Annotated in this window: 13 protein-coding genes; 3 read left to right on the top strand and 10 right to left on the bottom strand. The window is 71.1% G+C overall.

The annotated features are described in order from the left end of the window. Positions 1-75: 75 nt before the first annotated feature. The 3 genes from MQV74_RS00645 to MQV74_RS00635 all read right to left on the bottom strand — a co-directional run bounded on the left by MQV74_RS00645 (position 76) and on the right by MQV74_RS00635 (position 2,425). Complete coding sequence (locus MQV74_RS00645; protein ID WP_242714026.1) at positions 76-789, bottom strand: GAF domain-containing protein; 714 nt, start codon at positions 787-789, stop codon at positions 76-78. Continuing rightward, on the bottom strand, positions 786-1,409 hold the full coding sequence (locus MQV74_RS00640; protein ID WP_242714025.1) for a GAF and ANTAR domain-containing protein: 624 nt from the start codon (positions 1,407-1,409) through the stop codon (positions 786-788). Before MQV74_RS00640 ends, MQV74_RS00645 begins: the two co-directional genes overlap by 4 nt. Positions 1,410-1,669: 260 nt before the next feature. Continuing rightward, positions 1,670-2,425 carry a GAF and ANTAR domain-containing protein gene (locus tag MQV74_RS00635; protein ID WP_242714024.1) on the bottom strand — a complete coding sequence of 252 codons (756 nt, stop codon included), beginning with the start codon at positions 2,423-2,425 and terminating at the stop codon, positions 1,670-1,672. Between the two features lie 619 nt (positions 2,426-3,044). Here MQV74_RS00635 and MQV74_RS00630 point away from each other — a divergent pair. Further along, the gene (locus MQV74_RS00630; protein ID WP_242714023.1) at positions 3,045-3,635 is read left to right on the top strand and encodes a GAF domain-containing protein; all 591 of its coding nucleotides are present in this window, start codon (positions 3,045-3,047) and stop codon (positions 3,633-3,635) included. A 241-nt stretch (positions 3,636-3,876) separates the two neighbouring features. Here the strand turns inward: MQV74_RS00630 and MQV74_RS00625 are convergent, their stop codons facing one another. Then, complete coding sequence (locus MQV74_RS00625; RefSeq protein WP_242714022.1) at positions 3,877-4,206, bottom strand: ArsR/SmtB family transcription factor; 330 nt, start codon at positions 4,204-4,206, stop codon at positions 3,877-3,879. A gap of 126 nt (positions 4,207-4,332) precedes the next feature. Here MQV74_RS00625 and MQV74_RS00620 point away from each other — a divergent pair, with 126 nt between their 5' ends. Beyond that, the gene (locus MQV74_RS00620; protein WP_242714021.1) at positions 4,333-5,814 is read left to right on the top strand and encodes an MFS transporter; all 1,482 of its coding nucleotides are present in this window, start codon (positions 4,333-4,335) and stop codon (positions 5,812-5,814) included. 88 nt (positions 5,815-5,902) lie between these two features. Here the strand turns inward: MQV74_RS00620 and MQV74_RS00615 are convergent, their stop codons facing one another. Further along, positions 5,903-6,820: a LysR family transcriptional regulator gene (locus MQV74_RS00615; protein WP_242714020.1), complete on the bottom strand. Its 918-nt coding sequence runs from the start codon at positions 6,818-6,820 to the stop codon at positions 5,903-5,905. Positions 6,821-8,066: 1,246 nt separating this feature from the next. Between MQV74_RS00615 and MQV74_RS00610 the strand changes: the two genes are divergently transcribed. Further along, complete coding sequence (locus tag MQV74_RS00610) at positions 8,067-8,504, top strand: hypothetical protein (protein WP_242714019.1); 438 nt, start codon at positions 8,067-8,069, stop codon at positions 8,502-8,504. Between the two features lie 119 nt (positions 8,505-8,623). Here the strand turns inward: MQV74_RS00610 and MQV74_RS00605 are convergent, their stop codons facing one another. The 5 genes from MQV74_RS00605 to MQV74_RS00585 all read right to left on the bottom strand — a co-directional run bounded on the left by MQV74_RS00605 (position 8,624) and on the right by MQV74_RS00585 (position 15,282). Next, entirely contained in the window at positions 8,624-10,279 is a 1,656-nt protein-coding gene (locus MQV74_RS00605) for an FMN-binding glutamate synthase family protein (protein ID WP_242714018.1), read from the bottom strand. 144 nt (positions 10,280-10,423) lie between these two features. Then, complete coding sequence (locus MQV74_RS00600) at positions 10,424-10,771, bottom strand: hypothetical protein (protein ID WP_242714017.1); 348 nt, start codon at positions 10,769-10,771, stop codon at positions 10,424-10,426. A gap of 367 nt (positions 10,772-11,138) precedes the next feature. Next, a complete protein-coding gene (locus tag MQV74_RS00595) occupies positions 11,139-12,350 on the bottom strand; it encodes a hypothetical protein (RefSeq protein ID WP_242729391.1) in 1,212 nt (403 codons plus the stop codon). 383 nt (positions 12,351-12,733) lie between these two features. Beyond that, on the bottom strand, positions 12,734-13,918 hold the full coding sequence (locus MQV74_RS00590) for an alcohol dehydrogenase catalytic domain-containing protein (RefSeq protein ID WP_242714016.1): 1,185 nt from the start codon (positions 13,916-13,918) through the stop codon (positions 12,734-12,736). A 1,163-nt stretch (positions 13,919-15,081) separates the two neighbouring features. Further along, complete coding sequence (locus MQV74_RS00585; protein ID WP_242714015.1) at positions 15,082-15,282, bottom strand: hypothetical protein; 201 nt, start codon at positions 15,280-15,282, stop codon at positions 15,082-15,084. Positions 15,283-15,382: the final 100 nt, after the last annotated feature.

Genomic DNA, 15,382 nt, shown 5'->3' with positions numbered 1-15,382 from the left:
CACCCCCGAGCAGGTGTTTCTACTGCCGCCGCGTCGGGAAGGGACGGCCGGGTTCGGGCGTCGGTGGGGAGCTGATCACCGTGCGCAGGGGCAGGGTGCGGTGGACGAGTTGATGGGCGACTTGGCTGGGGGCAGGCCGTGCCGCTGCGCGTAGCTGAGGAGGGCGTGGTGGGCCTGGGACGGGTGGATGGCGGCGTGTTCGGCGAGCATGCCCTTGGCCGACTCCAGCAGGGTCTTGGCGGAGAGGGCGGCTTCCGTGCGGGTGGTCAGGTCGCTCGGGCGGGGCGGTTCGGACCGCCAGTGGACCAGGGCGACGCCGACGACGTCGCAGAAGGCCTGGGCCAGTGCCAGGTCGTGCGGGCGCAGGCCGTGGGCCGTGGTGCTGAGCAGGTTCAGCGAGCCCAGAGTGTGCTCGTGGGCTCGCAGGGGCAGGGCGTAGGCCGAGCGGAAGCCCATCGCCTGGGCGGTGCCGACCAGTGTGGGCCAGCGGTCCTGGCTAGCGGTGAGGTCGTCGGCGATGACCGCTTCACCGTGGTCGTAGCACTCCAGGCATGGGCCCTCGCCGCTTTGTGCCTGGAGGAGTTCGAGCATGGCGGTGCGGTTGTCGGAGGCGGCCATGGTGCGCAGCCGACCGCGCGCGGTGGCCATCATGACGCCTGCCGCGTCGGCGCCCACCAAGTGGACGTTGTGCTCGCACAGGCGGCTCAACAGGACCAGGGGGTCGGTGGTCTCGGCGAGGACGTCGGTCAGGGAGACGAACGCCTGGGCCACTTCCAGCTCACGGTTCATGCTCCGCCACTTCCTTGATCGCATCCGCCTTTCGGGCCCCGTTCCTCAGGCTCCTGACTGTCGTACCGTGTCAGGCGCAGCCGTCGCGCGACAACGTCGCGGGCCACGTCGGTCACCGTGCTGCCGTCGCGGAAGGCGTGAGCGCGCAGCCGGTCCAGGGCCTGCTGGGGGTCGACTCCCAGCTGGACCATGACCATTCCCACGGCCTGATGGACTTCGTCGCGGTCCGCTTCGGCGGCCTCCACCCACGACGCTACTCCTTCGGGGTCCGCATCGGCCGCGCCGTTGGCCACGGTCAGCACGGAGAAGGCGACGGCGTCCGCCGCCATCAGGGCGGTGCGGGTGTCATCGGGTGACAGCGTTCCCGCCCGCTTGCGGTACAGGTCGAGCGTGCCGAAAGCCACGCCGCCGTTGCCCAGCGGGAGCGAGAAGAGCGCGTGCACGCCCAGACCGGTGGCCATGTGCGCGAAGACCGGCCAGCGCCGCAGGTCCGTGCCCTGTGAGAGGTCAGAGGCGAACACCGGCGCGAAGGAGCCGAGTGCTTCCTGGCAGGGCCCGTCCCCCAGCGAGAACTGGGCTTCGGCGAGCCGGGCCGCCACCGGGTCACTGGCGTACCACATGGCCCTGCCCCAGTCGTTTCCGCCAGTGAGATCGACGCCCCGTCCACCGGCAACAGGTCCACGTACCGCTCGCACAGCCGGCCGGGGAGCTGTGCGGTGTCGCCGGAAGCGGCCACTTCGGCCAGAACGCGCGCCAGCACGTCCCGTTCGTCCTTCCCGTCGTTGAACGCCGGTGTCACTGTCGCCTCCTCACCCCGCCATCGTCCGCACGGGCCTTCGGCGGCGCCATCCGCTGCGATGCTCCCATCTGTAGCACGGCGTCACTGGCGTGGCTGGAAGGGCGAGGTGTCGAGGGGACCTCCACTGACTGCTTCCACGATCTTCCGGGCCATGTGGTGGACCTTCTCGTTGCGGTTCTGGGACGCGCGTCGCAGGACGGCGAACGCCGCCCGCGCGTCACAGCGCTGCTGGACCATGAGGACGCCCAGTGCCTGGTCGATGACCGCGCGGGTGTCCAGGGCCCGGCGCAGGTCCTCTCCGAGCTCGACGTACCGGGCCATCTTCAGCGCCACGCCGAGCGCACCGGCCGCGTAGGTGGCGAACGCTTCCGTCTGCTCCCGTGCTTTGCCGCCCAGCGCGAACGGCTCGCGCGCGTACATGTTCAGCGCGCCCACGGGACGCTCCCGCCCCGGCGGGACCAGCGGGGCGGACAGGGAACTGCGGACCTCGTTGGCCAGCGCGGCTGCCCGGAACACCCCCCACGGCCCGGACTCGAGCATGTCGGGCACCGGACGGATCTCCCCGCTGTCCAGGGATTCCAGGCAGGGGCCCTCCCCACAGTCGTACTGTTCCTGGTCGAGACGGTCGGCCAGTGCGCCACTGCTGGCCACTGTCAGTGGCCTGCCGCTCTCCGCCTCCAGCGTCACCCCGCAGGCCGCGGCCGGGCCCACCGTCTCGACGGCCAGGCCCACCAGGTCGTCCAGGAACCGCGTCAGCCCCTCCGCCTCCAGCAGAAGCGACTGCAACCGCGTCAGCGCCACCACATCCGGATGGCGCCCGGCAGCGTCTTCGGACATCGTCATCGACCTCATCCCACATAGCCCGGACGCAGGTCATGGTGCGCACACCTGGTCCGGTCGGCGAGTTCCCCCGCCCGCCCGGCCTCTAACCGCTCACTATCCCGCCAGGGGCATCGCATGGTTGCGCGCCGGTAACGGGCGGCCCCGGCTGTGCGCCCGCCGTGTGTCTTGTGCAGAAGCCTTCCGAGACGTGAACGGCAAACCGAGACTATTCCGATCAAGGGCCTCAACTCGCTGACCTCACGCGAGGAGTTCGGGATGTGGCTCCGTGACCACACCGGCATCTCGCACTGCCCGTATCGCTCCTGCTCCCCCCTTTCGGCCGCCTGCACGGACCGCTGGAGCCGCCATGGCGGCGATACGGCTCCAGCCCCGTCCCCTGGACGGGTGTTTCCCGCATCACCCGTCCAGGGGGCCTCGCGTGGGGAGTTGACCTGCGGGTCCCTCGCCTCACGCCCGGCGGCCGCCCCGCCCGGGGGCAGACCGAAGGCGGTTCCCGGATGCCGAGCCCGCCCGGCACCCAGGCCGGAGCGTACGCGGAGGGACCACCGCACCCGCGGCCTGCTTCCGCGTGCTGCCGCGGCAGCACGACAAGGACAAGGAGCGGATGGGAACCATGAACAGACAGCGTGGACAGGACCTGGCACAGGCGGCGGTCGAGCTGATGGAGCGGCTCGTGGACGACATCGTCGACGAGCAGGAAGGCTTGGAATGGCTGGCGGAGCGGTGCGTCGAGCTGTTCGGCGTCGACGCGGCCGGAGTGCTGCTGATCGCCCCCACCGGGCCCCCGCGCGCGGCCGCCGCCACCACGCCCGCCGTGCGCTCCCTGCAGCAACTGGCCGCCGCCAGCGGCGAGGGCCCGGGCCCGGCGTGCTGCCACACCGGCACACGGGTCGTCGTCCCCGACCTGCTGCGCGCCCTCTCGCCCTGGCCCCGCTACACCCGCCACGCCTGCTCCGTCGGGGCCAGGGCCGTCTGTTCGCTGCCCCTGCGCCACCGGCGATCCGCGCGGACCCTGGGAGCCTTGAACCTCTTCGCGCGGTCACCCGAAACCCTGGGCGACGCCGGGCTGGAGGCGGCACAGATCATCGCCGATACCGCCGCCCTGGCCCTCGTTCAGCGCCGTGTCCACGCCGGACTGCACCGGGCCAGGGGCCAGCTTCAGCACGCCCTGGACAGCCGGGTCCTGATCGAGCAGGCCAAGTGAGCTCGCCGCCTGCTCCTCGTCGTCCTCGACGGGAGTGGGGCGCGCCTCAGCCCGCCCGCTGCCACCGACCCAGGCACTGGTGGGGTCGCTCGCCGAGACTGCCCCGGCGGCCTAGGTGGCCCTGGGGCGCCCTTGGCGAACACGCCCTGGGCTTCCCGCGCGGCCGCCGGACTCGCGCCGAGCACACCGATCCGGGCACGGCCGGGCCTGGGCGGCATCGCTGGTGCCGCCCAGGGAGGTGTCAGGCGCCGAGGAGCTCGTCCGCCCGGGATCCGGCGAGCACGGCGTCGAGGAGGCCGGGGTAGCGGGCGTCCAAGTCGTCCCTGCGCAGCGTCAGCAGGTTCTCGCGGCCGGAGGGGCGCTGCAGGATGACGCCGCTCTCGCGCAGGACGCGCCAGTGGTGGGTCATGGTCGACTTCGCCGGTACGCCGAGTGCGGTGAGGACGCTCGTGCAGTTGTGGTCCCCGCCCGCGTCCAGGAGCCGGATCACGGAGAGCCGCAGGGGATTGCCGAGGGCGCTCAGGACGTCGTCGACACGGATCTGGTCGCGCTCGGGATGGCGGTAGCTCATCACCCCACCGTACCTCCGTACGCGGATATGCGGACTATTCCTTGCCCCCTCCGGTGATCGTACGTAAGGATGCGTACCGTCCATTGTACGTATTCACGCGTACTGTCGTACTGAAGGGGCACACCTGTGTCTGACAAGCGTCGCCCGGGCCTGAGTCTCGTGCTGCTCGCCCTCGCGCAGACGGTCTACTCCCTCGACCTCAACATCGTGTTCGTCGCGCTGCCCGAGATCGGCTCCGACCTCGGCTTCCCGGGCCAGACGCAGCAGTTGGTGGTCAGCGCCTACGTCGTCCTCGCGGGCGGCTTCCTGCTGCTCGGCGGGCGCGCGGCCGATCTGCTCGGGCGTCGCCGGATGTTCGTCCTCGCCCTGACCCTGTACGCCGCCTCCTCCCTCGCGGGCGGGCTCGCGAACAGCGCGGGCGTCATCATCGCCGCGCGGGCCGTGCAAGGCGTCGGGGGCGCGCTGCTGCTGCCCGCCACGCTCTCGCTCATCAACAACCTCTTCGAGGAGGGGCCCAGGCGCAACCGCGCGCTCGGCGTGTGGGGCGGCGCGGGCGCCAGCGGGCTCACCCTCGGCGCCCTGCTCGGCGGCGCGCTCACCGAACGCTTCGGCTGGCCCGCCGTGTTCTACGTCAATGTCCCGCTCGCCGGGCTCATCGCGCTCGCCGCGCTGTACGTCATCCCGCGCGACCCGGCGCGCGGCGAGCGCCGCCGCTTCGACCTGCCCGGCGCCCTGAGCGTCACCGCCGGGTCGACCCTCCTGGTCTTCGGCCTCGTCGAAGGGCCCGAACTGGGCTGGGGCGACCCGCTCGTCGTGGCCGCCTTCGCCGCCGCCGCGGTGCTCCTCGCGGCTTTCGCGGCGATCGAGGCCCGCAGCGCCGACCCGTTGATGCCGTTCCGTCTCTTCCGCAACCGCAGCCTCACCGTCGGCATGACCGTCACGTTCGTCTACATGGCCACCTTCGGCGTCCTGCCGTACTTCCTGACCGTTCTGATGCAGAGCGTCCACGGCTACTCCGCGCTCCGGACCGGCCTCGGCTTCCTGCTGCCGTCCCTCGCCATCGCTGCCGGCACCCAGCTCGGCGAGCGCGCCGCCACCCGGCTCGGCGCCCGCACCACGCTCCTGACCGGCTTCGTGACCGGCGCCGGCGGCACGGCCGTGCTCGCCCTCGGCTTCGACGCCGACGCGGGCTACGCGCTGCTCGTGCCGGGGCTCGTCGTGTCCGGCGTGGGCCAGGGCGTCGTGTGGACGGCCATGTGGATCGCCGCGGCCACCGGCACGCCCGCGCACGAGCAAGGCGTCGCCAACGGCATCGCCTCCACGGCCCTGAACATCGGCAACGCCATCGGGCTCGCCGTGTTCACGGTGGTCGCCGACCTCGGTACGCAGGGCAAGACGGACGCCGCGCTGCGCACGGCGACCGCCGACGGCGAGTTCCTCGTGGTGCTCCTGACGGCGGCGGGAATGCTCACGGGCCTGCTGGTCACGCTCGCGCTGCCGCGCTCGGGCGCGGCCCGCACGGTAGGCGGCATCCCGCAGGACGCGCCCGGCCGCGCCGCAGAGCCCGTCGGCTCCCCGGTCGGCACCCCGGACAACTCGGGTTCCTGAGCGCCCGCATCGGACCCGCCAGCGAAAGCCCCGCCCCGCGTCCGGGCGCGACGCGGTGCCCGGTGAGGGCGTGACGTGTCGGCCATGGTCACGGGCGTGGCGTGGAGCGGCAGGCGATCGTGTACAGCTCCCGGGCGGCGCCGACGAGGCGCTGGCCGGTGGGCCACACCGCCCGCAGTGACCTGGAGGGCTCGAAGCCCTGGACCGTCACCGCTGTCAGTGAGCCGGCGGCCAGTTCGCGGTGGACCGCGAGTGAGCTGAGGATCGCCGTGCCCGCCCCGCTCGCCACCGCGTTCTTGATGGCGGTGTTGGAGGACAGGGCGAGCAGGACGCGCGGTTGCCAGGCGGGCACCCGTGTCACGAGGGCGGATTCGAAGACAGCACGCGCCCCGGAACCGGTTTCCCGTTGGATCAGCGAAGCCTCCGCCAGCTCGGTCACGGTGATCGCGGTGCGTCGTGCCCACGGGTGCTGTGGCGCCACGACGGTCACGAGCCGGTCCCGTGCCACGACGTGGGTGTCGAACTCCGGGGCGTCCTTGGGCCCTTCGACGAACCCGATGTCGGCGTGTCCGGCGAGCACGGCTTCACCGGCCTCCCGGGAGTTGCACGCCATCAGCGTCACGGTGGTGTCCGGCCTCCGCTCCTGGAGGGCCCCGAGCCACGTGGGGAACAGGTGGTCGGACACGGTCTGGCTGGCTGCCACCTGCAGGTGCGAGCCACGCTGCGACCGCAAGGCGGCGGCGGTCGTCTCCAGACGGCGGGCCGCGTCGACCACCTCCTTCGCCCCCGCCGCGATCAGCTTCCCCGTGGGCGAGGGCCGGGAGCCGCGCGCGGAGCGTTCCAGGACCGGTACGCCGACCAGCCTCTCCAGCTGCTGGATGCGGGAGCTGGCGGAAGGCTGGCTGATGCCGTGAGCCTGCGCGGCGCGCCCCAGGCTGCCGAGCTCGATGACGCTGAGCAGCAGGTCGAGAGCGGCCAGGTCCGGGATGCGAGTGGACAACGGCATGGAGCTGTCTCCCAGGGGCGAAGTGCGGGCCTTGTCAGCGGCGCTGGGCCGAGGGGGCGTGACAAGGGGCGGCGGGGCCCGCGTGGAGGCGCCCGCGCGCATGGCGGAGGCTCGGTGCCGATGGTGCGTGACCCTTGCCGTGCCCTCATGCTCGATCCGGCGCGATACGGGCAGTAGGGGGCATTTCGTTTATGGGTCATCACGTGCGCTGATGGCTTGAGGTGTCGTCGAGGAACCCGACACCGGTCACCGGGCAGGCCGACGCGAAGGCGGGAGTCGGGCGAGGGCGGTGTCCAGGACCGTGCGGGGGGCTGGCGAGAGCTATGGATCCATCGCTCGGGACCCCCTACCGATGTGGTGCGGTCCGGCTGAAGGCTAGGGGCAAGATCACCAAGGAGTCGGACAGAGGGAGACCAGACGATGACACGCGAGCTCGATGCCGCTGCGGCACAGGCGAACGAAGCCCACCCCCCGACCGTCGCAGGGGCCTCGGACCCGGGGCTCCAGGCCGACGCGGGCACCTCCTCGGCTGAGCGGACTCCCACCGGAAAGCAGGCGCTGATGGCTGCCGTGACCGAAGGTGCGGGGCGCGTGGCGGAGGCCATGGCCGCCTCCCGCGAGGGAAACCGGCGGGAGGGCGGATCAGCCGTCTCGCGGCTCGAGGCCGAGGCAGTGTCGGCGGTCACGGGACACCAGGGCCGCTCCGCCGATGCCGGTCCTTCGCGTACCGCCGGTGGACGGGCTGAGACAGGCCGGACTCATGGAGCGAACGACGGCGCACGGCCGGACCACCGGACCTGTCGGAACCCTCAGACCTGCGAGGACCCTGCGGCCTGCGAGGACCGTGAGGCCGGGCAGGGCCCGCAGGCCCGGCGAACCCCTCAAGCCTGACGGATAACGGAAAGGCGTACGGAGCGAGGAGGCCGCCGCCCGCACCCGCCCCAAGCCCCTGTGTGTGGGTCGTCTGCCCATGCACAGGGGCTTCGTGGTGGACGGCGCGCAGGTGACAGAGGTGCCCGGAGCGAGCCCTCGGCAGGGCGCGGTGTGCGTACGACGCCCAGCGGGCATCGCCGCGCCGCTGGTCGTGGAGGGCTCCCCGGGTGCTGTTGATGTGCGTGATCGTGAGTGAGGAAGAGCTCGGATGCTTGTGTGGTGGGAGGCGCGGCCCGACGGCGCACGGCCGCAATGGAGTCTGGAGCCGTTCGTGAGCGTGGGGCCCCTGCGCTTCGGGATGAGTCCCGGTGACGTGACTGCGGTGCTGAAGGAACGCGCGACGGATGCGAGGCAGTACACGCGTCCCGTTCTGACCGGGGGCCGGTACGGAACGGTGCGGGGGGACTGCTGGACGTTCGGCCTGACGCTGTACTACGGCCCGGCGGGCGGACTACGGGGTGTAGCGGTCGACGCGCTCAAAGGTCCCCAGGTCCGTGTGGACGGCACCGCGCTCGTAGGCCGGGCGCCATCGGAACTCGAACAGTGGATGATCAACCGGTGCGGGCGTCGCGAGCCCGGTCTGGAACTGGTCTACCTGGACCCGGGCCTCCTCGGTTCACAGGACTTGGGCATGGTGATCGGTCTACAGCGCTCCGGTGACCGGCTGTTCTCCCGGCCGGTGTTCCTTCCCGCCGAGGCCATGGACGACCCCTTCTCCTCCCTCCCCGCGGAGGTGTGGCCCACCCGGTGAACCGGTGCACGCGGGGCCGCCTCCCCTACGCAGGTCAACCCCTCTGCCGCCGTGTAGCCCGCGCCGTCAGCCCGGTCCGCCGGGCTGACGGCGCGGTGAGTGCGCCTGGGGCATGCGGCCTAGGACGGCTGGTCGCCGGTCGCCTCGGGCCAGGGCGTCTTCGCCAGGTACTCCGGGACGGGGGAGAAGGTGTCGGGGTCCGCCTGGGCCCAGTCGACCGCCCAGGAAGGAGGCGGGCAGGCGAGGATTTCGCCGTGGTCCAGCCACTCGTAGAGTTCGAAGTAGGAGCGGGTGAGCCCGGAGTCCAGGCGTCGCCGGAGCATGTTGGGGTGCAGTTCGCCGGGGTGCCGTACGCCCAGCGTGGCCATGATCTGCTGGGCGCTGTGCACTGTCGCCTGCTGGAAGCGCCGCACGCGCTGGGCCTTGTCTCCCACATGCAGGGCCCGGGCTCGCTTGGGATCCTGGGTGGCGACACCTGTGGGGCAGGCGTTGGAGTGGCACTGCTGGGCCTGGATGCAGCCCAGGGCGAGCAACATCGCGCGTGCCGAGTTGGTGAAGTCGGCGCCCTGGACGAGACGGGCGACGATGTCGCCGCCGGTGGCGATCTTGCCGCTGGCGCCCAGCCTGACGCGGTCGCGCAAGCCGGTGCCCACCAGCGCGTTGTGCAGGGTGATCAGACCGTCGGTCAGCGGCATGCCCAGGTGATCGGTGAACTCAAGGGGAGCCGCGCCGGTCCCGCCTTCGGCCCCGTCGACCACGACGAAGTCCGGAGCGGAGTCTTCCGCCAGCATCGCCTTGCAGAGGGCCAGGACCTGGTGGCGCGAGCCGACGCACAGCTTGATCCCGACGGGCTTGCCGTGCGCCAGCGTACGCAGGTAGGTGACGAAACGGATGAGCTCCCTGGGGGTGCGGCACTCGGGGTGCCAGGCGGGCGAAACGACGGTCTCACCGGGAACGACGCCCCGGGCGCGGGCGACCTCCGCGTTCACCTTGGCGGCCGGAAGCACGCCTCCCATGCCGGGCTTCGCTCCCTGGGACAGTTTGAGCAGGACGCACTTGACGTTCGGCAGGGCGGCGGTCGCTGTGAACTGCTCGGGGTCGAAGTGCCCGTCAGGGGTGCGGCAGCCGAAATAGCCGGTGCCTATCTGCCAGATCAGATCGCCGCCGGACAGGTGATGGCGGGACAGGCCGCCCTCACCGGTGTCGTGGGCGAAGCCGCCCCCGAGGGCCCCCTCGTTCAGCGCGCGGACCGCGGGGCCCGACAGCGCGCCGAAGCTCATCGCCGACACGTTCAGCAGCGCCATGTCGTAAGGCTGGAGGCAGTCGGGGCCGCCGACGCGCACGGTAAGTGGTTCTTCGGGGACCGGCTCGGGGGCCATCGACGTCACGAAGAACTCGTGGCCGGTGGCGTAGACGTCCCGCTCCGTACCGAAGGCCTTCTGAGCCGCTTCTCCCTTGGCCCGCTGGTACACCAGGCTGCGCACATCGCGGGAGAACGGCCTGCCGTCCAGGCTCGACTCGACGAAGTACTGCCGCACTTCAGGGCGGATCCGCTCCATCGCGAACCGCAGGTGCCCCAGCAGGGGGTAGCTCCGCAGGATCGCGTGGCGTCGCTGGCAGACGTCGTAGAGGCCGCGGACGGTCAGCGCCGCGAACACCGCTGACACCACCCACCACCAAGGCGATGCGGCAGCGGCGAGCAGGCCGCTGAGGACGGCGATCGCGGTCACCCCGGCAAGAGCGGAGTACCGGGCTGTGTACGGGAGGGATGTCATGTGCGTGAGTCGATCCTCGTCGGACGGCTAGGAGTACTCACACCCTTCCTCGGCCCCGCACGAGGCAGAAGCCAGCGCTGAACTATGGGTCCATAGACTCGGCCTGGGGCGGCGTGGGATGCGCGAGCCTTCTTCTGCCCTCGCTCAGGGGCCGGCTATGACGAGTCCGACGAGGAACGACGCGACCTCGGCCCGGTCGATCTGGACGAGGGAACCGCGTGCGGCACCGTCGCTCAGCGCGAACAGCAGGGCGAAACCGAGGGGCTGGACGGTGACGCCTTCACTGGTGACGGGGCTGTTCAGAGCATCGAAGAGTGCGACGCACGAGAAGCCCCATGTGGCGATCTCACACGCCTGCTCGTCGATGCAGCGCAGACGTACGAACCACGGATCCTCGGGGCTGGACGAGGCGGTCACCAGGACTTCGACGGGGTGCTGCCCCGGGGCCGAGCGATGGCCGGTGAAGATGGCGTGTCTGGGCGCGCTGGGCATGCTGCTGCTCCCTACGAGGTCGTTTGAGGTCATCGGGGTGCCCGGGCCGACGGTGTATCTGCCAGGAGCTCAGTGGGGCGCCCGTGCCCCAGCGGGAGGGAGGACACCACAGGGTGCCCACGACCTCGGCAGGCAGGAGCCCGGGCATGACGGAACTCGATGAGGGGCTCTCCCGGGTCTCGGAACGCACGAGCATCCGCCCGTCCGACCTTCGCGGCGTGCCCGGTCGCCCCCTCACGCGCTCTCCGCACCGTCGATCCCGGCGGCGTCACCGCCCGAAGCGCCCGGCCCACGTAAGGCGACCCGTGATCCGGGGCCCAGCGGCGAGACCGGCTGACAACCGGTGACCTTCACACTCGGCCGAGGATCAGACCTGACGGCGGCGATGCCTTCCGACCCCCGCGGCGCAGGCGGCACCCAGCACGACTGCGCTGCCGCCAATGCCGAGTGCCCAGCTCACAGCCTTGTCCGCACCAGTGTGCGCGAGCGTGCCGGACGCGTCCTGCCCGCCGGAGCCGTCGCCGCGGGCGGCTTCACCATGAGCGGGCATCACGACGTCCCTCTCGGGCGCATCGGTTCCGGGACCGGGAGCAGGCTTCTTCCCTTGGCCGTCGGGGTCTTTGCCGTTCCCGGGCTCCTTTCCGTTCCCGGAGTCCTCCCCATTCCCGGGGTCTTCTCCGTTCCCGGGGGTTTCCCCGTTCCCGGGGTCTTTTCCGTTGCCCGGGTCTTCCCCGTTCCCCGGGTCTTCCCCGTTCCCCGGGTCTTCCCCGTTGCCCGGGTCTTCCCCGCTCCCGGGGTCCTCCCCGCCACCGCTCAAAGCTACGATCTTCGACTCTTCCCAGTAGTCCTCTGGGCCCACGTTGACCTTTTCGTCGGGCCGGGGCCCGAGGTAGAAGTAGGTCAGTGGAGCGTCCGCGGTGAACTGAAGCCGCATCGGGAAAGTCGTCTTCCCAGGGGCCACCGTGGTGCCGTGAATGGGCAGGACCGCGGTGACGTCGCGCTCCCGACCCGCCACTTGCAGGTCGACATCGAGCCACGACCCATCGACAAGCATCTGAAGGCTCATGAGCCGCGGCACGACAGCTGGATCGGGATAGAAGGTGTTCACGTCCATGGAGAGGACGAATTCGTTCCCATCCATGCCGTGTCCCGTGGTGTTGCTCAGGACCAGGTCGAACTCCCCCCAGCCACCGCCCGCCACGAACTCGGCGGGAACCCCGGTCAGCACCGCCTCCAGGCCGAGCTGCGGCTTGTCGGCCCGGCCCTCCGCAGCGGTCGGCGGAGCGGTGCGGGCGGGTTCCCCGCTCTGCGACGACGGGGGCGGGGACGGCGAAGGGGCCTCGGGCGCCGCCGAGTTCTTGTCACGGGCCGGGTCACCGGCAGGCGATTCCTTTTCCTCCGGAACCTCGGAGGCCTCCGGTTCCGGAGCGGACTCTGCCAGGGAAGGCGCCGAGGGCTTCACCTCTTGCGCGGCTGCGGGCATGACGGCCAAGAGCGTCGGGGTGGCCACGGAGAAGGCGGTGAGGACTGCCATACGTATGGGTTTCAAGGGAATGCCGATTTCTTTCAGTACGAGCAAGGTAAGACCCTCACTCTTGCCGCAGAATCAGCGCACACATAGACCCTGTTCACTTATGGGGCCATAAGCACGGCCTATGGCGGCGAGCGACCACGCAGGTATCGGGTGGCGATGGGCGCCCGGCCCTGAGTGTGGCGGCAGGGCCCTATGCAGAGGTGAGGAAACAGGGTCCTATGCAGAGGTGCCGAAGGCGACGTCTTCTTGGTTCGCTTCTGGCTCGCGGACGGCACCAGTTCGAGGCCGCCGACACCAGGCCAAGCACGGCGTAGACGAGGAGGAGTCGGCCGTCAGGCCCGGGACACAGCGCGCTGCGCGTCCCGCTGCCGCCTTCACCCGGCAACCGTACGGGTGGCCGGGTCGCCGGGTGGTCGCGGCCGCGGTCGTCACGGCTGCAGGAGCGTCTTGATCATGCCGTCGTCCTTGGCCTGGAACGTCCGGTAGGCCAGCGGGGCGTCCTCCAGGGGCATGTGGTGCGTGGCGAAGTCGTCCACGCCGAGGGGGTCGTCGTCGGTGAGCAGCGGCAGGATGTCGTCCACCCAGTGCTTGACGTTGGCCTGTCCCATGCGCAGCTGGATCTGCTTGTCGAACATGGTCAGCAGCGGCAGGGGGTCGGCGGCTCCGCCGTAGACGCCGCTGAGTGAGAGGGTGCCGCCCCGGCGCACGATGTCGATCGCGGCGTAGAGGGCGCCGAGCCGGTCGACGCCGACGCGTTCCATGAGCTTCTCCGCCAGTGCGTCGGGCAGCAGGCCCACGCCCCACTGCGCCGCCTTGGCCACTGGTGCCCCGTGTGCCTCCATGCCCACCGCGTCGATCACGGCGTCCGTGCCCCGGCCCTGCGTCTGGTCCCGGACGGTGTCACCGATGTCCTTGCTGTGGCGTCGCAGGTCAAGGGCCTTGACGCCGTCCCGGCTCGCCCTGCTCAGCCGGTCCGGCACGAGGTCGACGCCGATGACGAGGCTCGCGCCCTGGTGCAGCGCGATCCGGGCCGCCATGGCGCCGATCGGCCCGAGGCCCAGGACGGTCACGGTGCCGCCGGGCGGGACGTTCGCGTACTGGACGGCCTGCCAGGCGGTGGGCAGGACGTCGGAGAGGTAGACGTACCGGTCGTCGGGCGGGCCGTGCGGAACCTTGACCGGCAGTGTGTTGCCGAAGGGGACCCGCAGGAACTCGGCCTGGCCGCCGGGGACTTGGCCGTACAGCTTGGTGTACCCGAAGAGTGCGGCGCCGGTCCCGCGCTCCTTGACCTGCGTGGTCTCGCACTGCGAGTGCAGCCCCAGACCGCACATGTAGCAGTGGCCGCAGCTGATGTTGAAGGGCACGACGACACGGTCGCCGACCGCCACCTCCGTGACGTCGGGCCCTACTTCCTCGACGATGCCCATCGGCTCGTGCCCCAGGATGTCACCGGGGTCGAGGTAGGGGCCGAGGACTTCGTACAGATGCAGGTCGGAGCCGCAGATGCCGCTGGACGTCGTCCGTACGACGATGTCGGTCGGCTCTTTGATCACAGGGTCGGGAACGGTGTCGACGCGCACGTCGCGCTTGCCGTGCCAGGTCAGTGCTCGCATTACTACCTCCGGTTAGTGGCCGCGGTGGGGGAGCCGCACGCCCCGGGTCTCCCCGCGCGCCGGCGTCATGCCCGCGCCAGGCCATGGAGCGCAACAGGCGCGGAGGGGCTCCCGTCCGCTGGTCGGCAGGTGCACCCAGCACTTTGTCCGGGGCCAGCGGCAGGTTGTGCGGGCAGACGCCGGTGGCGTCGTGCGCCGCGTCGCTGGGGCCGGAGGCGCAGGGCAGCTGGTACTGCTGACAGGCACACCACGGCGCAGGGCTTAGAGGATGCCAGCACGACTCGCCGTTGACCGCGGGACCGACCGCGGTGAACTGCAAGCTGGCCGTGCATGTGGTGGCCTCCGGGTGCACGGTGTGCTGCGGGGTGGTGCCGGGCGGCGTTGCGCCGGAAGGCGTCCGCTGATGTCCGCGCGGTACTAGCCGATCAGGCCGTCGGGCTCCAGGACGGGATCGTCAGCACCGGAGGGGAGCAGGGTCCGCGGCGGCGACTGCCGGGAGTCGGGGCTGCGCCTGCGGGACTTTAGGACGCCAGTTGTGGGCGCTTTCCGTGATGAGTGCCGCTGGGAATGGATGTCACCGGCCCGTTTCGGCCGCCCGCCTGGGTTGTCGTGTCCGGTAGGTCCGGCCGGTGGTGGCGTACCACTGGGTGGCGAGGACGGTGGCGAGGGCGATCTCGGCGAGGTCGCCGCCGTAGTACAGCGGTGGAGGAGCCAGAGGCCGACGAGGTCCCAGACGGCGCCGGCACCGGACCGGCGCCCGGAAACGGTGAAGGCCCCTCCGGGTGGAGGGGCCTTCGTGTGGAGCGCCCGGCAGGCCTTGCACCTGCATTTCCCATCGGATGATGGACGTCTTTCCTTGGACCACAGACGCGTGACTCCCGTGTCCTGCGCCGGAGTTACACCAAGATCTTACACCGGTATCGGGGGCGCCCAGCGCCCTCTGCCACAGACCTCGCGCCCCCGCTATCGCTCCGTAGTACGGGCTGTGCGCGCTGCACCGACCGCAGGTCTCCACGGCCGCGCCCTGCTCGCTCAGCCGCTACAGCTGGGGGAGACCGACGAGGCGGACGCCTGGGCAAGCCCGCGCATCGTAGGCACCTGCCCGCAGGCGGCTACTCACTCCCGGGCGCCGCGCAGGAGGCGAACCTTGGGGTCGGTGAGCATCACAGAGCCTTGTGGAGCTGATCGCAGGTCCTTTTGGCCTCGGCGAGGAGTCCGGGGATCTGAGGCATGTACGTGCCGATGTCCACCATGGACATGATGCTTTCGATCAGCTGGCCGGGCAGCGCCGGGATGCTCGGCAGTCCGGAGGGCGCGAGCGTGGCAATGAGTTTGTCGGTGTACTTTTTGCAGGACTCGGGCACTGGGGCAGGAAACCCCAAGGAGCCCAAGTCCGGGTCAGGGTCCGGGTCTGGGGCGAGAGCGGAGTGACTGCGCACACCCCTGGTGCAGCGTCGGGCCGGC

Source organism: Streptomyces sp. AN091965, assembly GCF_022698285.1.
Lineage (GTDB): Bacteria > Actinomycetota > Actinomycetes > Streptomycetales > Streptomycetaceae > Streptomyces.
The sequence above is the reverse complement of the archived record's forward strand: the minus strand, read 5'-3'. Positions and strand labels throughout refer to the sequence as shown.